Below are 23979 nucleotides of genomic sequence, written 5' to 3'. Positions count from 1 at the left end.
AACATACCAAACCGAAAAAATGAGGCGCATAAAATTTTTAGCTGTGATACTTCTACACGGCATATTCATCATTGTTTCTTGCAAAAAAGAACCCCTAAAACCCATTGAAGAGCCCATTGTAATTGAGCTGGACACCACCTACCTCAATGCAGAAGCCGCTGAGGCCGATAAAGTAGGTACAATACAGATTGCTGATGGACTTAGGCTTCAACTGTGGGCACCGGACACTCTAGCTCCAGACCCTATTGCAATGGATATTGATCCCCAGGGAAGAATTTTCTTTACCCGGACCAATCGACAAAAAAACTCCGAATTTGATATTCGGGGATATCGCCATTGGATGACCGCTTCCAATAGCTTTGAATCTGTTGCTGACCGAATCGCTTTTCTACACGAGACCTTTGCTCCAGAAAAAAGTGAAGAAAATTCTTGGGTTGCAGACCTTAACCTAGATGGCAGCCATGATTGGAAGGATTTAGCCGTGGAAGAAGATGAAGTATGGCGTTTGGAAGATGCTGATAACGACGGGATGGCCGAGAAAGCGACTCGCGTCGTCCATGATTTTAATTCCGTGGAAAGCGATGTGGCCAACGCTCTACTCGTAGATGGTGAAAACCTATTTGTTGGTATCGCCCCAGACATGTGGCGCATGGAAGACACCAACGGGGACGAAGTATTCGATACCAAAACTTCCTTGGCCACTGGATTCGGAATCCATATTGGTTTCAGTGGTCATGGCATGTCGGGAGCAATCATGGGTCCGGATGGAAAACTCTATTGGGGTATTGGCGATATCGGTGCCAATATCACGGATAAAGATGGTAATCGTTATCCATATCCCAACCAAGGGGTGATTGTCCGTTGCAATCCCGATGGGTCCAACTTTGAGGTATATGCCCATGGGTTAAGAAATACGCACGAATTTGTTTTTGACAAATACGGAAATATCATCTCTTCAGACAATGATGGGGACCACCGCGGTGAAAGTGAGCGATTGGTACACATTGTGGAAGGTTCGGATGCTGGATGGCGTTCCAACTGGCAATATGGAAAGTACACCGACCCCAAAAACAATGAATATAAAGTATGGATGGACGAACGGTTCTATCAGCCTCGATGGGAAGGCCAAGCGGCCCATATCATCCCTCCTATCATGAACTACCATAATGGTCCAACAGGAATGCAATTTAACCCTGGAACTGCATTAGGTTCAGATTGGGTGGACAAATTCTTTTTGGTGGAATTTGTAGGAGACCCTTCGCTTTCCCACATTTGGTCTTTCGATTTAAAACCAAAAGGCGCATCATTTGAACTCAATTCTGAAGTGGACATGATTAGCGGCATATTGCCCACGGCGATAAAATTTGGGCCAGATGGCGCACTCTATTTGGCCGACTGGATGAATGGCTGGGGAACCAAAAATTCTGGGCGTGTCTGGAAGTTGGATGTAACCGAATCTGAAAATGATCTAGCGGAACAACGGGAAGAAACCCAAAAATGGATGACGACCGATTTTGAGGAGTTGAGCACAAGTGAGTTGGCCGAATTGCTTCAATACCCAGATATGCGCATCCGACAAAAAGCACAGTTTCAATTGGCAAAAAGTACCTTTTGGGGGTATCGAAAATTAAAAAGTGTAGCGGAGGAAAATACCAATCAATTGGCGCGCATCCATGCCATTTGGGGTATTGGTCAACAGGCTGCAAAAGATTTGGATAAAGCTGATATCCTTTTGGAACTTTTGAACGACCCAGACCCAGAAATTGTGGCCCAAAGTTTAAAAGTACTTGGAGATGTACGTCAATCTGAAGGAAGTGAAAAAATGATTTCGCTCTTACAATCCGAACATCCAAGAATCCAATTTTTCGCAGCTCAGGCACTAGGTCGAATAAAAGCCAAGGATGCAGTACAACCCTTATTGGATATGCTCGCCAAAAATGCGGACAAAGACATTTACCTGAGACATGCAGCCGTATTGGCCCTTTCAAGAATTGGTGATTATCAACCTTTGGTGGAATTGGCAAAAAGCGAAAATCGTTCCCTTAAAATTGCGGCTGTCCTTGTTTTACGCAGAATGAAGCGTCCCGAAGTAGCCACTTTCCTAAGCGATGCTGATGAATATATTGTAACGGAGGCCGCCCGGGCCATAAATGATGATAGAGGAATTGAAAAAGCCCTGCCTCAATTGGCGGCGCTATTGGAAAATCCAAAATCGAGCTCTGAACCCCTAATTCGCCGTGCCATTAATGCCGCGCTTCGGGTGGGCGGGGAAAAACAATTGGATGATTTGATAGGTTACGCCATGAATGAAAATGCTTCTTCTGTGTTACGGGGCGAAGCTTTGGCCGCATTGAGCACTTGGATAGAACCATCTGTAATGGACCGCGTGGACGGATATCATTTGGGTGAAGTATCCAGGCCCCTGGAACCCATTCAAAATAAATTGAGCGGAAATATGTCTGGCTTCTTGAATGATAACAACCCTGAAGTATTGGTTGGTGCATTAAAATTAGTATCCAACCTTCAACTAAAAGGACATGAAACCCGTTTGGTGCAAATTCTGAGAACCCATCCTTCACCCCAAGCAAGGTCCGAAGCCTTGAACGCCTTGGGTAGCTCAGGTTATGACGGATTGGCTCAGGTAATGCGCATGGGCATGAGTGACGAAAATGCTCTGGTAAGACGAACCGCCGTAAGCTTAATCGGAGAACTCTCCCTGACAAAAGAAGAATTACCTGGAGTTGTAAATCCTATTTTCAGCAAGGGTGGAACGGGCGAACAACAGGCTGTACTGGAAGTCTTGTCCAAGATGCCTCAAGAAAAAAGCGAAACGGTGCTTTCAAGTTTGGTTCAGCAAGCCATTCGGGGGGGGATCGATGACGAAGTCATGCTGGATTTAATTGAAGCTGCCTCAAATAACGGCTCCCAAAAATTGAATGACCAACTAGCGACGCTGCAGAACCAAGGTTATGGAACAGATGCTTATACCGAAACCCTCCATGGAGGTAACCGATGGGATGGACAAACTGTCTTTATGAGCAATCCTACCGCTCAGTGTGTGCGCTGTCATGCCTTGGGAGGTGCCGGTGGAAAAGTGGGGCCTGCTTTAGATAATATTGGAAATATACTATCACGAGAACAGATTTTGGAAGCCTTGATTGAACCTTCAAAACGGATAGCCCCTGGTTTTGGGAGTGTAACCCTGACCCTGACCAACGGACAGGAAGTAACCGGACTTTTGGAGGAAGAGAACGAAGAGGGACTCATTTTGCGAACCTCAGATGCCGAACCGTTGGAAGTTGCGCACTCACGGATACAAAGCAGAAGAAATTTACCATCTGGAATGCCGGCGATGGGTAAAATGGTTTCCAAACGGGAACTCAGAGACCTCATCACCTTTTTAAGCAGCCTTAAAACAGAATAGGTGACGTAATTCAAACGCATGTAAAAGAGCCCCAAAATGGGGCTCTCTTTGTTTTCGGATACTTCATAATTCTATTTACTCATCAACTTACACTTTTAATAACTTGATAATGTGATACTTATTTGTTTCCGTCAATTTTTGTGCTCATTGGGTCAACCCTGCGGATTATTGCATACTACTTTCGTTTGCGATGATAACAATCAATAACCCTTAAATCTTAATGATGATGAAAAAAAATGTATTGATTATAGCAGCTCTTATGGTGGGATCTATTTGTCTCGCCCAAAACACGAACAACGTACAATTAGGAGTACGTGGTGGTGCAAATTTTGCCACAGTGGCTGGTGATGATTTTGATAGCCCAGATTCCAGGACTTCATTTTATTTGGGTCTTTTGGCCGAAGCTCCTTTGTCTGACCATGTTTCCCTACAACCAGAGGTGTATTACTCAGCCCAAGGTTTTGATATTACCGATGAGCCAGATACGCCGGATGCCCAATTTCAAGTGGACTACATTCAGGTGCCTGTACTTTTGAAATTCTACATTGCAGATGGACTTAACATTCAGGCTGGACCACAGTTTGGTTTTAAAGTGAATGAAGAGATAGATTTTGACCCAACAGAAGACGGTGGTGATTTTGACACAGACTCCATCAATGGGTTTGACCTTCAGGGTGCCGCTGGACTTGAGTATAAATTTCCTAGTGGATTCTTTATCCAAGGAAGATATAGCTACGGCTTCTCTGAAATGATAGAGGATGTGGATTTACATAATTCCGTATGGTCTGCTGGACTTGGATTCATGTTCTAATACGTCAATCCATACAAAAAGCAAAAGCCCCACTTTTACATGGGGCTTTTTCATTGGTTATTTAGTGGTTATTTAACGGTTTCCCTTAGTTCAATGTAAGGGTTATATTGTGTGTTTTCCCTGATACTGGAATCTCAACAGTTTGCATGTTGCCCTCCTTTTTTATTTTGACCGACTTACCATCCACAAAACATTCGAAGGTTTGGTTTCCATAGGTTTCCAGATTTAGTTTTGTACGATGACGCTTGTCCGCGCGATTCTCCAAAACAAAACGAACTTCATTCAAGGATTTGGAAACTGAAATGGGCACATCCTTTGCAAATCCATCGCGTTCCAACTCCATTTGAAACCTTGTGTCATTGGCCACAATGGCAAAACGGGTGCGCAGACCATCTTTTGGTACAATGGAAAAATCATCATTGTTCTCTTCAAGATTTCCACCATAAGCGAACCATTCAAAAATGGGGTCGTTGACCAGTACGGTGGTTGCGGTATGTTCAATGGCTCCCATACCCAAATCGGCTTCTCCATCATAATTCCATGGGCCACGTTCAATTTCTCGTCCTTGGAGCCAAATTCTACCATGTTTTTGTGAATTGAAAGCCCAACCGAGTGCGCCATCATTTTCTTTTCCAGGAAACCAATAGCCATAGTTGCTTTCTTCGGTCCCTGTATTCATCAGTGCATAAGAACTCAAATAGGAGGCATATCCCAACTGAATCCAATCAAAGGGTTTGTCGGCAAAATGGAGACCATAATCCAAAATACTCCATCCTCCCATACGTGCCATGTAGCTCAATCCGCCTCCTTCGGAATCATCTGAACCCAAGGAATAATAGGTGGGATTTACCCAGCCACGAACCGCAAGTCCGGCCGTATTCTGTCTGTTCATGAAATCCCTGCTGTCCTCCTGATCCACATTGGGGTGTGAATACCATTTTTCTAGATTGACATCGTACCACAGTTTTTCATCCGGCTGCATTTTGTTAAGGGTACCATATTTGGCAAAAGCGTAACTGGATTCAAAAGCAGTTCGGTCAATGCTATATTCGGAACGAAACGGGTACTTGTCGTCATACACAAAATACTTTACCTTTTTCTCCCATTCCTTACGTAACCAATCTGCATCGGATTTTCTACCGTAGCGTTCCAAATCCTTTATGAGGGGAATAATAATCAATTCATTATAGCAGCCCCATTTATAAGTGTCATACCAAGGTAGGATTTGATAAGGATAGGTAAAATAGGCTTTGGCCGTTTGAAAAGCGCGCTCCAAATACCCTTTTGCATCCAAATAATGGACCTTATCCGGATAATACTCCGCAATTTGGAACATGTGGTAATACATTTTTGCAATGTGGGGGTAATCATAGGACCTCCATATTTTCATTTTGTCCAAATTGTAGTCCCTCGACCTTGCCCTTAATAGTGGGTCCCTGGCCTCATGCCAGTTAGGCACTCCGTGCACTCCGTAAGGGTTTGTTTCCTCAGTAGTACGTTGAAGGCCTCCCCAAACGTAGTTTTCGATGTGATATTCCACAGAGGCTATTTCATCATCATCAGGAAAATGAACATTCTTGGAGGCGATGTAGGGTGCTTTCACTAGACCAATATCATCACTGGCCAACACATAGCCCCACCAATGGTCAAAACCATCGGTATTATCTGGTCCACGGAGTACACCTTCACTCATGTCCCAAACTGAATATAGGCCATTGTACCATTTGGATGGGTCTTTGTGCTGTTGTGACTGCGTTAAAAAGGTACTTCGCTTTTTGATCAAGGTTTCCACAGGTTCCGTGGAGAAAAACTCCAATATGGATTTTTCGTCCCCATTATAATGGATGGTGAGCTTGTTTTCACCCAAACGTTCAAATTGTACTTCGTAGATGTACAGGTCTTTTTCCTTTTCCTTGATGAAATTTATTTTAGTCTGCTCGGGAAACTCGGCAGAAATGGAGTCTATCTTATTTTTGGTACGCAATGAAAATTTAGCACTCAAACCCTGCGGAACGGTCATTCCGGGAACCACACGAACATCAAAAAGATTGTTTTGGTAAAGTGCATCCCTTAATTCGTCATAACTGTTCACCCATTGCATTCGAAATCCGTATTCAACGCTGCTGCCCGTTTTTCCTTTTGGAGCAAGTTCCACGGCGGTATTCTCCATGCGCCAGCTTCCCTCCTCTTGCGCGGCCGCCCATTGGGAATGAATATGGGCAGAATAGCCTGATGCAGAATCAAAATACTCCAATTTGGTGCCCGGTTTTGTCATCAACACCAAAAAAGGAGGCTCCCCTGAGGGTCTAGAGAAGTAAATAAACGAACTGTTGCCACCAATATATTGGTGTTTAATGAAGGTTTCTTCAAATATATAGTTGGGTTCCTCGCCTGAAGGTCTTGGCCATGGAATAGGAATTGAAAAATCGCCAATGGTCATTGGGTAATCAAACATGGATTCCAGTTTAATGGTCCAGTCAATACCATTTCCAACGCGCTCAAAGGTCCGCTCCATTTTTAGGACCACCCCTTCTTTGTAATCGGTGTACTTAACTTTCTCCGGAGATATAACTTCCCGTGAGGATGCTCCTTTATAAATGTTGAGCCAATCACCATCCGCAACTCTGTACTTTATGTCAGCATCGCCCCAAACACCTCTTCTTCCAACAATGTTGGCCTTGTGCTCATCAGATTTTGACCAAAAGCTTGAAATTCCCCTATTATTGAATTCCACTTCGAAGTCATCTGTACTTATTGTCTCTATCTCTGTGGATTGTGCACTTAGGGATAGACCGAAAAAAGCACAACTGATCAAAAATAAAACGAAGCGTTGGTCGGCTGATTTTTTCATGGTATTTGTTTTCAATTTTAAGTGACGATTGGTTTTGCTCCTACTTACTGTTTCTGTTCCAACTTAATACATCGCCTTTTCAACACATTAAAAATCAGTAGGTAAAAAGCAATTCCAGTAAAATTAGGACTAAGCGCATGGATTCTGCACTAAATATTAGCGAGTTATGGTACTATATTGTCGAAATCAGTGATACTCTTTTAATGGATACACTCTAATGCGGAAGCATTTTGAAAACTTTCTGACATTTTTAAAGTTATCTGAATCAAACTTTTACGACCAAGTTAGGGTATCCTAAAAACACTGACAACAATGAACCTAAAATCCATCATCAATCTAGCGCTTAAAATTGTTCCTGCCGTAATCCTGTTACAAACCCTTTACTTTAAATTTTCCGCTGCACCTGAGTCGGTTTACATTTTTGAAACCTTGGGACTTGAACCGTTTGGCCGAATTGGCATTGGAATCCTTGAACTGATCACCGCCATTCTTATTCTCATCCCTAGAACAACCTGGGCAGGGGCTCTCTTGGGTATTGGACTCATGGCCGGGGCCATTTTCTCCCATTTGACGCAATTAGGTATTGTGGTGCAAAATGATGGTGGAACCTTATTTACTCTAGCCGCTGTTACGTTTATTTTCTGTTTGATTCTGGCTTGGCTGAACCGTCATCAAATCCCAATCCTGAAGAACTATCTGTAAAATCTTCAGGGAAATACAATTCAAAGAAAACCAAGAAAGTATCAGATAAGCTGTGTATCTTGTGTTTGCATGAACACCGGCACGGAATTTCGACCTCATCTTAGGCCTTCATCAGGACTGGTCTTAATTTGCTTTTCCTTTTTGACGACATTGGGCATTTCACAAGGTGATTCAACCCAAAGAGACACCACTTATCTTGTTCCCTATTTGGATAAGATTATTGTAAAGGCCAATCTTGAAACCCAAACAGATGAATACCAATATCTTAATGAGGACGATGGCACACGATTGCATCTTATTCCCAACAACGTGTACCGCTTGTTTCTTTCGTTGGATTATGAGTTTTTGGGCGTCAGTGTGGGTGTAGTTCCAAAATTTCTCGGAGCCAATTCAGACGAGGGCCTAAAAGGGGAATCCTCATTTACAGATTATCGCTTTCGTTTTTTTCTTGGGAAATGGGTGCAAGCCTTGGAATATAGTAAGGTGTCGGGTTATTACGTTAAAAATATGGGCGACTTTGCTCCGGACTGGACAGAAGGCACAGACCCTTATCTTCAGTTCAGCAACCTCACCAGTTCCAAATATGGGATGTCCACTTCATATGTTTTCAATCCCAATTTTTCGTACCGAAATATCGTGTATCAAAATGAATGGCAAAAGAAAAGCAGTGGCAGCTTTGTAGCTACGTTATTTTATGACTACAACACTTTTACCTTCAATGAACTGGACATAGACAGCAAAGAGCGGTTCTTTAACATCAGACTTGCTCCAAGTTATTATTACACCTATGTGTTACATGAAAATTGGTTTGTGTCCGGCAATCTTTCCCCATCGCTAGGCATTCGCTTTTCCCAAAACACCACATTGGATGGAACAGTCACAGATATTGATACAGATAGTTATTTTACCCGTTCCATCTCCACTGGGCTCAACTTGGGGTATAGCTCAAAGAAGGTCATTTTTGGTGCCAACCTCACGTTTAATTCGAGTTGGTACAATGAAGGGCAAAATTCAAGAACTGAAAATGACCAGTTTTATGGCGTCTTGTACGTAGGGTATCGTTTTGAGCCACCCACTTTGGTGAAAAAATTGTTTAAACCGTTTACAGGGAATTAGGTGCCTTCATCCTCGTATTGCTGTGAGAGGGAAGCGTAAACCTTTTCCAGAATTTCAGCTTTATCCGTAAGTACCACCAGCTTATCGTTTGCCTCAATAACGGTAGACCCGTTTGGGGTGAGGTAGTTTCCGTCGCGCTCTATCATTGCGATGATGGCTTTCTTCGGAAAGTTCAAATTCACGATTTTCAATCCTGCGGCTGGGCAACCTTCCTCAATTTTTATTTCTTTCATCAGCGCTTTGGGGTGCTCTGAAAGCAATTCATCCGTCGGCGACATTGCCTTGGCCTTTTCGGGAAGTCCAACATGCAGCCACTTCGCCACAATGGTAAGGGTGCTCCCCTGGATGAGTACGGACGTGAGCGACACAAAGAAAACGATATTGAAGATGATGTGTGCTTTATCTATCCCAGCCAAAAGTGGATAGGTTGCAAATACTATAGGGACCGCCCCACGCAATCCTACCCACGAGATGTAGAATCTGCGCCTCAATTTCATTTTGAACGGTATCAAGGAAAGGAATACAGCAACAGGGCGGGCAACGAAAATCAAAAACAAGGAAATCAAAAGTCCTATACCCATAAAAGGAACTATCTCGGATGGAAAAACCAATAGTCCAAGGGTAAGGAAGAGCACAATTTGCATGAGCCATGCCAAACCATCAAACATCCGCATGATGGTCTTTTTATGAATCAAGTTTTGGTTGCCCAAGTATACCGAACAGATATAAATAGCCAAAAACCCGTTTCCACCGAGAGCATCGGTCGTGGAGAAGGTTATAAACATCAACGCAATGGTGAGTACAGGGTAAAGTCCTTCAAAATCCAGTTGAATCCTATTGATGACAATCTTGCTCAGTTTTCCAAAGAGAAAGCCGGAAATACCTCCAATCGCCATTTGCATAAAAAATATGGGGAGGACAGAAAGTATGCTCTTTTCTGGATGTTGAACCAAGGACAGAAAAGCAATGGTCAATACGTAAGCCATGGGATCATTACTCCCACTTTCCAATTCAAGCGTTGGCCGCAAATTCTTTTTTAGCGCAAGATTCTTACCTCTTAGAATTGAAAATACCGCAGCTGCATCGGTGGAGGAAACTATCGCTCCGAGCAACAAACTTTCGAACAGCGTAAAATCAGTAATCAGAAAAACAAAATAGCCCAGCCCTACCGCAGTAAGTAAAACGCCCAAGGTGGAAAGCATGATGCCTTCCTTTAAAACAGGCTTTACGGATTGCCAACTAGTGTCCAATCCGCCGGAGAACAAAATAAAATTTAAAGAAACCACACCGACGAACTGTGCAATCTTTGGATTATCAAAATTAATCCCCCCAATTCCATCTGAGCCAGCAAGCATCCCTATCGTCAAAAAAAGCAATAAGGTGGGTATACCAAATCGATAACTGGTTTTGCCCGCTATAATACTTATAAGGAGTAATAGCGACCCAACAAGGATGATATTTTCTATGGTAATCTCCATTCGTTCTCTTCAAAGTAGCCCTTCCAAGCGTTCACGGACTATTTTTAGCGAAGGCGAAGTTACACCAAATCGGGCTATTTGCTAGTTGTTTCAAAGTCTTCTAACAACTCTATCTTTATTTATGACAACAAATGGTTTTTGCATGAAATTCCAGATAAAACCTACTTATTTGGAATGCATCCTGTTGAAAAACAGTCCTTAAGAAGTCAAAAAACAACAGGACCTGAATTATTTCATCGTTAAAAACCCTCGTTTATCGACCTAAATTCCTCGTTTATCGGTATATCGAAGTTCAGAATTGATAAAACGTCTAAAATTTTTTCGATGAAATACACTTTTTATCCGTTAAAATTGAAAACCTATGAAAAATTCATAAGTATTCCCTGTGAATCTTTTTGATCTTTGTGATGTATTAACCCCCAAATCTAATATCATGACACGTTCAATCTTTTACAGCCTACTTGTTTCAGGAATGCTATTTTGCAGTGCAACTGCCAAGGCCCAAATGGCCAAAGACTTAGTCAGTACAACTTTGGATGGTAACCTATCTACCATTGATGGGTATGTTCCCTCCATGACCATCACCAAAGACGGAAAAACAGCTTACTTCAGTAAAGTAACTGAGCAAAAGCCTTTATATGGAGTCTTCTCCAAAAAAGAAGTGATTCACGAAATATACAGAGCCGAAAATATTAATGGTGAATGGAAGAACGTCACCAAAATGGAAGTTTGTTCTAAATATTACTCCGCCAAACATCCAACCGTTTCCGAAGATGGAAAGCGTTTGTTCTTCGCTTCCAACATGAAAGGAAGTTATGGAAAATATGATATCTATGTAGCCGACATCAAAGCAGATGGTAGCCTGGGCGTATCCAAAAACCTTGGACCCAAAGTCAATACCAAAGAAGATGAACTTTACCCTAGCTTATACAATGGAACCTTGTTGTTCTTTGCTTCAGAAGGACGCGATGGCTTAGGCGGATTGGACCTTTATGCCACGCAAGTGGTGATGAACACCCTTACTCCTTCTGTAAACTTGGGCAACCATATCAATAGTGATAGTGATGACTATGCCATTCAGTTGAGTCCAGAAAAAGGATTGGGCTTTGTAGTGAGCAATAGAGGTCAAAATCATACCATATCACAATATACTGTGGCTTATGGCAGTTCTAAGAAGGACCAAAACAAATACGATGATGTTGCGGACAACGGTAATACGCTTCAAACTGCAATGCATGAAGGCGTGGAATACACCAGCAACTCATTCGAGGACAAATAGATAAAACAAAATAATCGGTCAACCATACCTGAGGTGTCATTTGATTCTATTTCATAGCCGAGATCGAAACACTCATGACCATGATAAGAAAGACAGGGGGAACTGACAGTCTATCATAGAAAGCGGGTTGTATTATTTCAATCTGACCGATTTTTTTCAGCAGAAACAGGATACCAAAAAAGGTGTCCTGTTTTTTTGTTTATAATTTTGATTACCAGTAATTTACATGCTTTTGTACCCTTGTATCCCTTAAAATGCAAAATGCATTTGAACGAAAAAAGCTACAATTTCGTCTATTGAACTAAAAAAAGTTCTACTTTAATTCTTGAAATAATACAAACCCAAATCTTTTAGTCATGAAAAAAAACTACAACTCTCGGAAAAAAGGAATTCCTAAAGACTATTTTCAACTTCATTTTTAGGTAACCTACAACCTTTTCTAAACTTTATTTTTGATGTAATCCCTTTTTGGGATTAGTGTCGGTATATTCAATTTTGATGTATGCCACCGGTATTTCCGTAAACCTACTTTACGTGGAAAATGCTTTTGGTTTGGTCGTTTTATCAACTTTGAAAATACTTCGAATGGAATACCTTTTGCCCTATTTGGGCCGAATGGAAGGCGAATTATGTAAAAGAGTCAGACCCCCAAATCTTTCTTATCATGAAAACTAACCCTTTAAAAATTGCAATCATTGACAATGATGCGAGCCTATCTCCCATCTATAGGTATTATTTTGAAAATGTGATGGCGTATGAATTGCACGGCATCTATAATTCTGTGCACGACCTATTGTCCAATTTTGGACGCACCAATCCTGATATTGTGATTTCGGAAGTTTCCTTAGCTGGAATCTCTGGAATTGATGGACTGGAATATCTGCTTAGAAAGGACGAAGACCTTAAGGTCTTGATGATGAGTAAAAAGAACGATTTTAAACTCATCAAAGAAGCGTTTAAAAAAGGAGCTAGTGGTTACCTTACCAAACCACTGACCAAAGAGCGGTTGTTCAATGCGGTTGAGGCCCTAGACCAACATGGCGTAGCCTTGGAACATGACATCGCTAAAAAAATCATCAGCTCCTTTCAAATGAAGACGTTTGATTCCTTCTCACGAAAGGAAAACCAAATCATTGAACTCCTTACCCAAGGATTCACGTACAAAATGATTGCAGATCGACTTTGTGTAACACCGAGCGCGGTGAACTTTCACATTCAGAACATTTATGTAAAACTAAATGTTAACTCAAAATCCGAGGCCCTACAAAAGCTTCGGGAAATGGAAATGCGGCAATTGAATGCTGCGTAATCCCCAAAACCAAGCAACAAAAAACCCTGACCACTGGTCAGGGTTTTTTAATCTATTATTTAGAAGTTTTTACTTGACTTCTTCGAAGTCTACGTCTTCTACGTTATCGCCTTCTTTGGCGCCACCAGCTGCTCCCTCCGCTCCAGCGGTATCAGCACCGTTAGCTTGGGCCGCATCAGCTTGAGCCTTGTACATTTCCTCGGAAGCTACCTTCCATGCTTCGTTGATTTTCTCCAAAGCAGGTTCAATAACAGCTACATCCTTGGTCTCGTAGGCTTTCTTCAATTCTTCCAAAGCACCTTCAATCGGTTTTTTCTTGTCATCGGACAATTTATCGCCGAACTCCTTCAATTGCTTCTCCGTTTGGAAGATCATGGCATCAGCCTCGTTCAATTTATCAGCGGTTTCCTTCGCTTTTTTATCAGCTTCGGCATTGGCTTCAGCTTCGGCCTTCATCTTTTTGATTTCTTCTTCGGTCAAACCAGAAGATGCCTCGATACGGATATCTTGCGTCTTGTTCGTGGCTTTGTCCGTTGCAGAAACCTTGATGATACCGTTGGCATCAATGTCGAAGGTTACTTCAATCTGTGGTGTACCTCTTGGCGCTGGCGGAATACCGTCCAAGTGGAACCTACCAATGGTTTTGTTATCTGCTGCCATAGGACGCTCTCCTTGCAATACATGAATTTCAACCGAAGGTTGATTGTCCGCCGCAGTAGAAAATACCTGTGACTTTTTGGTAGGAATTGTAGTGTTCGCTTCAATCAATTTAGTAAACACGCTTCCCATGGTCTCGATACCCAATGAAAGTGGGGTTACATCCAACAAGAGTACGTCTTTTACATCCCCTGTCAATACACCACCTTGGATAGCGGCTCCAATGGCCACAACCTCATCTGGGTTAACCCCTTTGGATGGTTTCTTGCCGAAGAATTTCTCAACGGCTTCCTGTACCGCAGGGATACGGGTAGAACCACCTACCAAAATGATCTCATCAATGTCACTTTTTGAAAGACCGGCAGATTTCAACGCCTTCTCACAAGGATCAATGGTTCTTTTTACCAAGTCCTCAATCAATTGTTCAAACTTGGCACGTGATAGTGTTCTTACCAAGTGCTTTGGTCCTGATGCCGTAGCAGTTACGTAAGGCAGGTTGATTTCTGTCTGTGCAGAAGATGACAATTCAATTTTTGCCTTTTCCGCAGCTTCACGCAAACGCTGAAGTGCCATGGCATCCTTACGAAGATCCATATCCTCGTCTTTCATGAACTCCTCGGCCAACCAGTCAATGATTTTTTGGTCAACATCGTCACCACCAAGGTGTGTGTCACCATCGGTTGACAATACTTCAAAAACACCGTCACCCAATTCCAAGATGGAAACGTCGTGCGTACCACCACCAAAGTCAAACACCACAATCTTTTGGTCGGTATCTTTTTTATCAAGACCGTAGGCCAAAGAGGCTGCGGTGGGCTCGTTGATGATTCGCTCCACAGTAAGACCGGCAATTTCACCAGCTTCTTTGGTGGCCTGTCTTTGGGAATCGTTAAAGTATGCAGGAACGGTGATTACCGCACGGGTGACATCCTGACCCAAGTAATCCTCGGCTGTTTTCTTCATTTTTTGAAGAATCATAGCCGAAAGTTCTTGAGGGGTGTACAAACGACCATCAATATCCACACGTGGAGTATCATTGTCGCCCTTTACCACTTTGTAAGGAACTCGGTCTGCTTCTTTTTTGGATTCAGAGTATTTGTTACCCATGAATCGCTTAATTGAATAAATCGTTTTGTTGGGGTTGGTGACCGCCTGTCTTTTGGCAGGATCTCCCACCTTTATTTCTCCACCTTCTACAAATGCAATTACAGAAGGAGTGGTACGTTTACCTTCGGCATTTGGAATTACCACCGGTTCGTTACCTTCCATTACAGAGACACAGGAGTTGGTCGTACCCAAGTCTATACCTATAATTTTGCTCATCGTATCTAAAGTTATATCTGTTTACAGTTCTTTTTAAGCTCGCACAGTAAAGGTCAATGATTATGCCATGCGGCAGAATATGACAAGGTGTCAGCAATTTGATGGGATTTAGCATGGAATTGGGCAAAATTGCAGGTGTGTCACCACAAATTACAAAGTGTCCCTTCTCATCGAATTCCGACTTTTATATTAAGGGAGCTTACTATATTTGACATAGTAAATTGCCTATATGGAATGTATCAGCGTGTTTGATATGCTTAAAATTGGTGTGGGGCCTTCCAGTTCCCATACGCTGGGCCCATGGAGGGCTGCGGAACGATGGATAAGGGAGCTTAAAGAACAAAAAGTTTTTGATGATGTTGATAAAATCAAAGTATCGCTTTACGGTTCCCTCTCCTTGACTGGCAAAGGTCACGCTACGGATATCGCTGTTGTGATGGGATTGTTGGGCACCGACCCAGTTACGGTTCCCATTGACAGTATTGATAACAGCCTTCAACAAATTAAAGCCTCCAAAAAATTGAATTTTGGTGGTCTACGTGAAATCCCTTTCGATTTCGTCAATGATATTGTTTTCAAAAAGGAATTTTTACCCTTTCATTCCAATGCCATCCAATTTGAAGCACAATTAACAAACAGCAAAAAAATCTCAGAAACATATTATTCCATTGGTGGTGGGTTTGTGGTCAAGGAAGAACGGATTCATGCTAAAGAAAACAAAGCGACTTTCAATACGTTTCCACATCCCGTAAAAACTGGAAATGAATTGCTCCAACACTGTCTGGAACAAGGCAAATCCATTTCTGAGATTGTTCTTGAGAATGAACTATCCCTACGCACCGCTTCTGAAATTGATGAAGGACTTCATCACATCTGGAATACCATGCTGGAATGCATGTACACAGGTTGCCATACCGAAGGAAAACTTCCTGGTGGGCTCAATGTAAAGCGACGCGCTTTTGAAATGCACCAAAAATTGAAAGGTGACACCCCCTACTCCAATCCACAGGAATGGTTGGAAAGCATACGCGAAACTGAGGTGAAATTCCGTCAAATCATTAAATGGGTTAGCTGTTTTGCGCTAAGCGTGAACGAGGTCAATGCATCCTTGGGAAGGGTGGTCACGGCCCCAACCAATGGAAGCGCGGGGGTTATTCCTGCCGTTTTAATGTATTATATGGTCATTGAAAATCATGATGCCGACTTTGATGATGTCCGTCAGTTTTTGTTGGTGGCAAGCGAAGTAGGAAGCATATTTAAAAAAGGAGCCACCATATCTGCTGCCATGGGCGGGTGCCAAGCGGAAATCGGGGTGTCTTCAGCCATGGCCGCAGCCGGACTCACCGAACTTATGGGCGGTTCCCCAGAACAAGTGTTGATTGCTGCGGAGATTGCCATGGAGCATCATTTGGGACTCACCTGCGACCCCATTGGTGGTTTGGTCCAAGTACCCTGCATTGAGCGCAATGCCATGGGTGCCATTAAAGCCATCAATGCTGCCGAACTCGCCTTGGATACCGACCCAAAAGAAGCCAAAGTTCCTTTGGACAAGGTGGTCAACACCATGTGGGAAACCGCCAAGGATATGAGTTCCAAATACAAGGAAACCTCCGAAGGCGGTTTGGCCGTAGGTGTATTTTTAAGTGATTGTTAGTTCAAACACCCTTCTTTTCCTCGGGTGTCTATTAGGTAAATGATTTTCCACTCCCCATCAAAATCAACCAATTGAAAGGAATTGATACCGCAATGACTGAATTCATCATTCAACCAAAACTCATACCCTACCCAAGCATTGGCCATGGTTCGGTCCACTTGAATGGAAAACGAAGTCAACTTTTCCTGAAATTTGACACTATCCGGAATGCTGCAGATGGACGTCAGGAATTTTGAAAATTCCTCTTCCCTGAAACGGGTGTTACCCTCTTGGTCCTTGCCTGTGGTTTGAAGCACGACCCTGTCAGCGACCGTACTTTTAATAATAGTGGAATCTTGTTTGTGGAATCCATCAAAGAAAGTTTGGATGACCTGCTTTACCTTTTCTTGCTCCTCCAAACCGGCAGGATTAGGCCCTTGGGCGCTTACATTGTTGAATAATAGGCAAAAAAATGCCAAACTGAATGCAATTCTCATGATACTGTAGTTTTTTGATTGACCCCCAAATTAAACAAATCTGCTTACATTTATCCAGTAAAAATGAACCAAATGTCTGTTGCCAAAAAAGAATACAAAAGGGTCACGGTGAAATCCTTGATTGAAATGAAGCAAAGTGGTGAAAAAATTTCCATGCTCACCTCTTATGACTACTCCATGGCGAAAATTGTGGATGCCGCAAATGTGGATGTAATTTTGGTAGGAGATTCTGCCAGTAATGTCATCGCAGGTCATGAAACCACATTGCCCATTACCTTAGATCAGATGATTTATCATGCCAGTTCAGTGGTGCGTGCGGCGAAAAGGGCCTTGGTAGTTGTGGATATTCCTTTTGGGAGTTACCAAAGTGACTCCAAGGAGGCGCTTCGCTCCGCCATACGAATTATGAAGGAAAGTGGTGCCCATGCCATAAAAGTGGAAGGTGGCAATGAAATAAAGGAATCTGTGAGTCGAATTCTTCAAGCGGGGATTCCTGTTATGGGACATTTGGGGCTTACCCCCCAATCCATCTATAAATTTGGAACGTACACGGTTCGGGCCAAAGAAGAGGAAGAAGCTCAAAAGTTGAAGGATGATGCCAAACTACTGGAAGAATTGGGCTGTTTTGGTATTGTTCTGGAAAAAATACCTGCCCAACTGGCCAAAGAAGTGGCGGAAAGCGTCTCAATCCCCGTTATTGGTATTGGTGCCGGAAATGGAGTTGATGGTCAAGTTTTGGTAGTCCACGACCTATTGGGCATGACCCACGAATTCCACCCTCGTTTTTTGAGAAGATACATGAATCTGTATGATGAGATGAGCGCTGCCATTTCTCAATATGTGGACGATGTAAAAAGCAGGGATTTTCCGAATGATGAAGAATCATATTGATTCAATTAACAATTGCCAATTGCCAATTAACACTCCCCATTCCAATCCATCCAATCTTCAAGTCCTTTTTGAGGATAACCACCTTATTGTCATCAATAAACGGGTGGGCGACATCGTTCAGGGTGATAAGACCGGAGATTCCCCGTTGAGCGAGGTTGTAAAAGAATACCTCAAGAAAAAATACAACAAGCCCGGAAATGTCTATTTGGGCGTAGTGCACCGGTTGGATAGGCCCACTTCGGGAATTGTTCTTTTTGCAAAAACCTCCAAAGCCTTGCCAAGACTCAACAAAATGTTTTCTGAAGGATATACCAAAAAAATGTATTGGGCTGTGGTCCAAAATGCACCAAAAGACCATCAAGAAACCCTGACGCATTGGCTCGTTCGCAATCCTAAACAAAACAAGTCCTATGCGCATGATAAGGAGGTCCCAAACAGCAAAAAGGCCGTTTTGGAATATAAACTCCTGAAAAAATTGGATAACTATTACCTCCTGGAAATAGATTTGAAGACTGGACGGCACCATCAAATCCGGGCGCAATTGGCTGCAATGGGCTGCTACATAAAGGGTGATTTAAAATACGGGGCAGACCGAAGCAACAAGGATGGAGGTATCCATTTACATGCTCGAAGTCTTGAACTGGAACACCCTGTCCAAAAGGAGACCATCACATTTTTAGCTCCACCTCCAGATGACCCCGTTTGGAAAGCTTGTCTTTAGCGGGTAACTGCAAGTGCCTTTTCGCGAATAATTTGTCCCACAGGTTTGTTTTCCAAGTGACTTTCCAACCAAGAAAGGATATCCAAATACAAAAATGCCCGTTTTTCATAAGGGTGGTTCTCGTATTTTTTCAGCTCATTGTACAATTTTTGGAATTCATTTTTGAGCTCATGGGGGTAGATGTCTCCCAAACCTCTTAAAAATTTGATCATCTCTTTTTGAACAGCATGTAAGTCGTTCATTTTCAACAAAAACTTATAGGTGCTTTTAAGCTGAACTTCCAAATGATAATCCATGCCTGCCTCATAATGCGCCACCAAGCTCAACACCCTGGCAAAACACATGAGGTCTTCCCGCATTTTCAAATTCTTGTTTGAAATAATCTTTTTTAGGTAAACAATGCAATTCTTGTTGTCCCCGTTTCCAAAATACAGACAAGCGATTTTATAGTAGAGCAACATGATGTGGTGTTCATCGATTCGCTCCCGATGTTTTTTGATGCCGTATTCAATGATGTTCACCAAATACAACCCCTTGTCAAAAGTCCCTTCCAAGAAATGAAGGTTCAATTTGTTGGAGTTGATATACAAAAATGCAAGGGACGCAATATTGTCGTTCTGGGGAAAATCCGGATGTTCAACCTGTGCCTCCAAGCGGTCCAAGGTTTCCCTGAACTGCGAAGCATACTTCACAAAAAAGATGGACTCCAAAAGATAATGATTGCCCTTTAAAAAGAATACCGGATTCAACGGAATCATCTCTTCATTATCATAAAAAAGGTCCACCCACTTACTGGCATATTTGTAGGCTGACAAAAAGTCCTGAATCAACAAACTGTACCACAAATGTGCCTTATACAACCATAATTTTTCCCGAAAACCTAATTTATCCAACTCGTAAGCTGGCAAATGGGTTTCAAAATAGGTTTTTACTTTTTGAAGGTCTTCATCACTTCGAACATACCCTACTTTCAGCATCATTCCATACAACTGCAAGGAAAGGTTGGAGAGTTTGCTCGTCATTACGTTCTGTGCCGAAAGTTCTTTGGCCTGTACCGCAAGTTCATCGGCCCTATCTGGAATACTCCGGGTGATGTATTGGGTCTCTATGACCTTTTCCAACTCCACAATCTCATAGGCCACGTTCTTTTCTTCATGCTCGATAGCAAATGTTTTGGCCTTGTCCAAAATCTTCAAACTTTGTTTGTACAACCCTTTTTGATAGAGAATAGTGGCAAAATCCAACTGCTCCCGAATCTGCACACGTGCATTTTGGTTCACCGGGTTCAACCGAAGACTTACCAAAATTTGCTTGTACAAATGTGCCTTTAAATTGGAAAGCTGTGCTTTTTTTACAATACCACTCTCCAAAATTTGACGCTCATCATACTTCCGCATTTTGTCCAAAAGATTAAAAAGCGCCAAAAACTTTGCATCCGTATTGACACCCAAACGGCCGACATACAGCTTAAATTGACGTTTTTCCGATTTGGAAAGCGATTTTATCAACACGAACAACGCGTCCTTACTGGCATTTGTCATCGTAAAAAATATAATTTAACTATTTGTATTTCAATATATTATATTATAGTGAATACAATTTAACGTTGTAAAGGATTCAAGCCTTTTTTTATTCTTCCCCTATCCTTCTCTATTTTCGTAGTACTTAGAAGAAACAGACAAAAAAATAATGGGTAAAGATAAGGTACAAATTTTTGATACGACACTGAGAGACGGAGAACAAGTTCCTGGATGTAAGTTGGACACGGAGCAAAAATTGGTGATCGCTAAACGTCTGGATGATTTGGGCGTGGATGTGATTGAAGCAGGCTTCCCAATTTCTAGCCCTGGCGATTTCAAATCTGTACACGAAATCTCAAAATTGGTCAAAAATGCAACGGTCTGTGGACTTACACGCGCCGTGAAAAAAGATATTGAAGTGGCCGCCGAGGCCATTAAAGCAGCAAAAAAACCAAGAATCCATACTGGAATTGGAACCTCCGATTCCCACATTCAGTTCAAATTCAACTCTACCCGCGAAAAAATCATAGAACGTGCCGTGGACGCCGTTGCCTATGCCAAAACTTTCGTTGAGGATGTTGAGTTTTATGCCGAGGATGCAGGACGTACCGATAATGAGTTTTTAGCCCAAGTTTGTGAAGCTGTCATTAAAGCTGGTGCAACCGTTCTCAACATTCCTGACACCACCGGATATTGTCTTCCTGAGGAATACGGCGCCAAGATGAAATACTTGAAGGAGAACGTAAAAGGTATTGATAAGGCCATACTTTCTTGCCACTGCCATAATGATTTGGGCTTGGCCACTGCCAACTCCATCGCAGGGGTAATCAATGGCGCACGTCAGATTGAGTGTACCATCAATGGTATTGGAGAGCGTGCTGGAAACACTTCTTTGGAAGAAGTGGTTATGATTCTAAGACAACACCCTTATTTGAATTTGGACACTGGCATCAACAGCAAATTGCTTTGGGATACGAGCCGAATGGTCTCCCAAAAAATGGGAATGCCCGTGCAGCCCAATAAGGCCATTGTTGGCGCCAATGCTTTTGCACACAGTTCAGGTATTCACCAAGATGGTGTCATCAAACAACGAGAAACGTATGAAATCATTGACCCAAAAGATGTGGGCGTCAATGAATCCTCCATTGTGTTGACCGCAAGAAGTGGCCGTGCTGCCTTGGCTTACAGAGCCAAAAAGGTGGGTTACGAGTTGACCAAGGTTCAATTGGATGTGGTCTATGAAAATTTCTTGAAGTTTGCGGACCAGAAAAAGGAAATTTTGGATGAGGATATCCACCAAATTGTGGAGACCAGCAATATCAGCATTCAAAGCATCGCTTAATACCTGACTTACCGCTTTACATTTTAACCAAAGGTTACAAGATGAATTTGAACATTGCTTTGCTACCTGGAGATGGTATAGGACCCGAGGTGTTGGCCCAGGCAGTGAAATGTTTACAAGCCGTTGAAGAGACGTTCAATCACCAATTTGTTTATAAAGAGGCGCCCGTCGGAGCCATCGCCATTAAAAAAAAGGGAGCTCCTCTTCCCGATAACACCCTAAAACTCTGCAAAGAGGCTGATGCGGTTCTATTCGGTGCGATTGGGGACCCAAAGTTTGACAATGACCCCAATGCCAAAGTTCGGCCAGAGCAAGGCTTGTTGAAGTTGAGAAAAGAATTGGGGCTATTTGCCAATATTCGGCCCGTGCAAGCGTATCCTTCATTGCTTGACAAATCTCCATTGAAAAAAGATATTATTTCGGGTACTGATTTTGTAATTTATAGAGAATTGACCGGGGGTATCTATTTTGGTGAGAAGAAATTGAATGAGGAAGGCACCATCGCCTCTGACCTTTGTGAATATTCGGAAGGAGAAATAAGCCGAATCACCCATTTGGCATTCAAAGCGGCTAAAACCCGAAAAAAGAAACTCACTTTGGTTGACAAAGCCAACGTATTGGAATCTTCGCGGCTTTGGCGTAAAGTGGTCACCAAAATTGGAGAAAGCTACCCAGAGGTGGCTTTGGATTTTCTTTTTGTGGACAATGCCGCTATGCAAATCATCCTGAACCCAAGTCAATTTGATGTAATCCTAACCGAAAATATGTTCGGGGACATTATTTCAGATGAAGGAAGTGTTATAGGAGGGTCCATCGGATTGTTGGCCTCGGCCTCCGTTGGGGAGGAAAACGCGCTTTTCGAACCTATTCATGGCTCGTATCCACAAGCCGCTGGAAAAGACATTGCCAATCCCATTGCCTCTATCCTATCCGCAGCAATGCTGTTGGAACATTTTGATCTTGGTGAAGAAGCACTTGCCATTAAAAAAGCGGTAGATAAGGCCTTGAAAAAAGGTATTGTTACCCCAGATTTGAAGCCAAAAAGTCAATACGGGACCAACCAGGTTGGTGATTTTATCGCCCACAATATTGTGGATATTGAAGATGATTTCAACATGAACGATGAGAACATCGATTTAGGTAAATCGACCATTATTTAGTCCGCCGAGATTCCCGATTCTTCAGTGGTAAGCTCTTGAATAGTTTCCGCAAACTGTTCTTTGAACTGCTCGTATTTTTCACCCGTAGCCGGCCCGTTGAATCCCGTATGTATTTTTTTCACCTCTCCATTTTTATCAATATAAATAGTAGTTGGATAGGATAAAATATGGTTCAGCATGGGCAGCTTTTCATTGGCCTTCTGCTTGTTTGATGTGCCATATTGCGCCAAAAGAATGGGGTAATCAGCTCCTGTACGTTCCTTTAATCTTGTAATGCCCTCAAATGCTTTTTCCTTGGTCTTGGCATATTCAAACGCCAATGCCACCAATTCCACATTCAAGTGAGGGTTCTTTTCCAAAAAGTCGACGTAAAATCGGGTTTCATCCAAGCAATTGGTGCACCACGTGCCCATGATCTGCACTAAAACGGCCTTGTCTTTAAATTGCGGGTCCGAAAGACTCACCATTTCTCCAGTAGCATCTGGAAAAGAAAAGTCGAATTTATCATAACCCGGTCTTAGGTAGGTCAATGAATCCGCATCAGGAAGTTCAAATGCCTCATTGCGGGCGCCCAAAAACTCCTGTACTGCATGTCGCCCTGAATAAAAGGTGCCATCCAACGTACTATCGGTTACTTGAGCCAAGAACAGATACACATGGGAACCATCGAATGCTGAAAGTTTCATGCTATCTCCGGATACCACCCCGTCCAGATAACGGTAATCCCCCGTTTTGGTCCTAAAAGTACCTTTCACGTTATTACCATTTTGCATGAAAATACCCTTCGCCGGATATTCATTTTGGGTGTTGACATTGAAATAGGTTTCCCATATCCCTGATATGTTTACGGTGGCATCCTCCTTTACCTCAAATCGTGTATTATCACCATGCACGGCACTAAAAGGAACCGAACGCTCCTTACCCTCCTCAATAAAATTGCCTTTCATCTCGTTTTCGGTGAACGTTCCCGTAAAATGACCTTCAAATATGGGCATTCGTATGTTCAAGGAATCCCCGTTTATTGTAATTTCATCCACGATGATTACTTCCTCTGCATTGCGCATTTCCATAATGTACTTTCCATCTTCATTCAAGGAAAGTGTAAAATTGAAGGGTAATAATCGGGAGTCCAAGACCTCCATTTTACCCACCCAATCACCTAAGGCCAATTTTCGTTCCTCTTCGTTTTTGCACGATGCAACCAACAGTGTAACAGTAAGTAACAGCACACAAATTCTTCTCATACCCTGAAAGATTTTTCCTAA

The 23979-nt window shown here is 42.6% G+C and carries 17 protein-coding genes; 11 read left to right on the top strand and 6 right to left on the bottom strand.

The window, feature by feature from the left end; genetic code table 11:
• Positions 1–19 precede the first annotated feature (19 nt).
• Both ACFSJE_RS01575 and ACFSJE_RS01570 read left to right on the top strand, forming a co-directional pair.
• A complete protein-coding gene (locus ACFSJE_RS01575; protein ID WP_379829221.1) occupies positions 20–3424 on the top strand; it encodes a PVC-type heme-binding CxxCH protein in 3405 nt (1134 codons plus the stop codon).
• 226 nt (positions 3425–3650) lie between these two features.
• Positions 3651–4235, top strand: a complete 585-nt coding sequence (locus ACFSJE_RS01570) for a porin family protein (protein ID WP_379829220.1) — start codon at positions 3651–3653, stop codon at positions 4233–4235.
• Positions 4236–4320: 85 nt separating this feature from the next.
• Here the strand turns inward: ACFSJE_RS01570 and ACFSJE_RS01565 are convergent, their stop codons facing one another.
• Positions 4321–7086: a DUF5695 domain-containing protein gene (locus tag ACFSJE_RS01565; RefSeq protein ID WP_379829219.1), complete on the bottom strand. Its 2766-nt coding sequence runs from the start codon at positions 7084–7086 to the stop codon at positions 4321–4323.
• 312 nt (positions 7087–7398) lie between these two features.
• On the opposite strand from ACFSJE_RS01565, the gene ACFSJE_RS01560 reads away from it, so the two are divergent.
• Entirely contained in the window at positions 7399–7788 is a 390-nt protein-coding gene (locus tag ACFSJE_RS01560; RefSeq protein WP_379829218.1) for a DoxX family protein, read from the top strand.
• Between the two features lie 69 nt (positions 7789–7857).
• Complete coding sequence (locus tag ACFSJE_RS01555; protein ID WP_379829217.1) at positions 7858–8904, top strand: DUF4421 family protein; 1047 nt, start codon at positions 7858–7860, stop codon at positions 8902–8904.
• On the opposite strand, the gene ACFSJE_RS01550 is transcribed toward ACFSJE_RS01555, so the two are convergent.
• A complete protein-coding gene (locus tag ACFSJE_RS01550; RefSeq protein ID WP_379829216.1) occupies positions 8901–10382 on the bottom strand; it encodes a potassium/proton antiporter in 1482 nt (493 codons plus the stop codon). The two genes, ACFSJE_RS01555 and ACFSJE_RS01550, sit on opposite strands and share 4 nt — an antisense overlap.
• Positions 10383–10815: 433 nt before the next feature.
• Here ACFSJE_RS01550 and ACFSJE_RS01545 point away from each other — a divergent pair, with 433 nt between their 5' ends.
• Together ACFSJE_RS01545 and ACFSJE_RS01540 are read left to right on the top strand one after the other, a co-directional pair.
• Complete coding sequence (locus ACFSJE_RS01545; protein WP_379829215.1) at positions 10816–11661, top strand: TolB-like translocation protein; 846 nt, start codon at positions 10816–10818, stop codon at positions 11659–11661.
• Positions 11662–12325: 664 nt separating this feature from the next.
• Positions 12326–12970, top strand: coding sequence for a response regulator transcription factor (locus tag ACFSJE_RS01540; RefSeq protein WP_379829214.1), 645 nt, complete (start codon positions 12326–12328; stop codon positions 12968–12970).
• A 69-nt stretch (positions 12971–13039) separates the two neighbouring features.
• Here ACFSJE_RS01540 and dnaK read toward each other — a convergent pair whose 3' ends face one another.
• The gene (dnaK, locus tag ACFSJE_RS01535; RefSeq protein ID WP_379829213.1) at positions 13040–14950 is read right to left on the bottom strand and encodes a molecular chaperone DnaK; all 1911 of its coding nucleotides are present in this window, start codon (positions 14948–14950) and stop codon (positions 13040–13042) included.
• 229 nt (positions 14951–15179) lie between these two features.
• On the opposite strand from dnaK, the gene ACFSJE_RS01530 reads away from it, so the two are divergent.
• Positions 15180–16604, top strand: a complete 1425-nt coding sequence (locus tag ACFSJE_RS01530; RefSeq protein ID WP_379829212.1) for an L-serine ammonia-lyase — start codon at positions 15180–15182, stop codon at positions 16602–16604.
• On the opposite strand, the gene ACFSJE_RS01525 is transcribed toward ACFSJE_RS01530, so the two are convergent.
• Positions 16601–17080, bottom strand: coding sequence for a nuclear transport factor 2 family protein (locus ACFSJE_RS01525; RefSeq protein ID WP_379829211.1), 480 nt, complete (start codon positions 17078–17080; stop codon positions 16601–16603). The two genes, ACFSJE_RS01530 and ACFSJE_RS01525, sit on opposite strands and share 4 nt — an antisense overlap.
• Before the next feature lie 72 nt (positions 17081–17152).
• On the opposite strand from ACFSJE_RS01525, the gene panB reads away from it, so the two are divergent.
• The gene (gene panB, locus ACFSJE_RS01520) at positions 17153–17971 is read left to right on the top strand and encodes a 3-methyl-2-oxobutanoate hydroxymethyltransferase (protein WP_379829210.1); all 819 of its coding nucleotides are present in this window, start codon (positions 17153–17155) and stop codon (positions 17969–17971) included.
• 19 nt (positions 17972–17990) lie between these two features.
• Positions 17991–18692: an RluA family pseudouridine synthase gene (locus ACFSJE_RS01515; protein ID WP_379829209.1), complete on the top strand. Its 702-nt coding sequence runs from the start codon at positions 17991–17993 to the stop codon at positions 18690–18692.
• Here ACFSJE_RS01515 and ACFSJE_RS01510 read toward each other — a convergent pair.
• A complete protein-coding gene (locus tag ACFSJE_RS01510) occupies positions 18689–20233 on the bottom strand; it encodes a hypothetical protein (RefSeq protein WP_379829208.1) in 1545 nt (514 codons plus the stop codon). The two genes, ACFSJE_RS01515 and ACFSJE_RS01510, sit on opposite strands and share 4 nt — an antisense overlap.
• Before the next feature lie 148 nt (positions 20234–20381).
• Here ACFSJE_RS01510 and ACFSJE_RS01505 point away from each other — a divergent pair, with 148 nt between their 5' ends.
• Together ACFSJE_RS01505 and leuB are read left to right on the top strand one after the other, a co-directional pair.
• On the top strand, positions 20382–21554 hold the full coding sequence (locus tag ACFSJE_RS01505; protein ID WP_379829207.1) for a 2-isopropylmalate synthase: 1173 nt from the start codon (positions 20382–20384) through the stop codon (positions 21552–21554).
• Positions 21555–21595: 41 nt separating this feature from the next.
• The gene (gene leuB, locus ACFSJE_RS01500) at positions 21596–22714 is read left to right on the top strand and encodes a 3-isopropylmalate dehydrogenase (RefSeq protein WP_379829206.1); all 1119 of its coding nucleotides are present in this window, start codon (positions 21596–21598) and stop codon (positions 22712–22714) included.
• On the opposite strand, the gene ACFSJE_RS01495 is transcribed toward leuB, so the two are convergent.
• Positions 22711–23958 carry a peroxiredoxin family protein gene (locus ACFSJE_RS01495; RefSeq protein WP_379829205.1) on the bottom strand — a complete coding sequence of 416 codons (1248 nt, stop codon included), beginning with the start codon at positions 23956–23958 and terminating at the stop codon, positions 22711–22713. The two genes, leuB and ACFSJE_RS01495, sit on opposite strands and share 4 nt — an antisense overlap.
• Positions 23959–23979: the final 21 nt, after the last annotated feature.

This window comes from Flagellimonas iocasae (genome assembly GCF_042682725.1).
GTDB lineage: Bacteria > Bacteroidota > Bacteroidia > Flavobacteriales > Flavobacteriaceae > Flagellimonas > Flagellimonas iocasae.
This window is presented reverse-complemented; position numbering and strand designations above follow the sequence as displayed.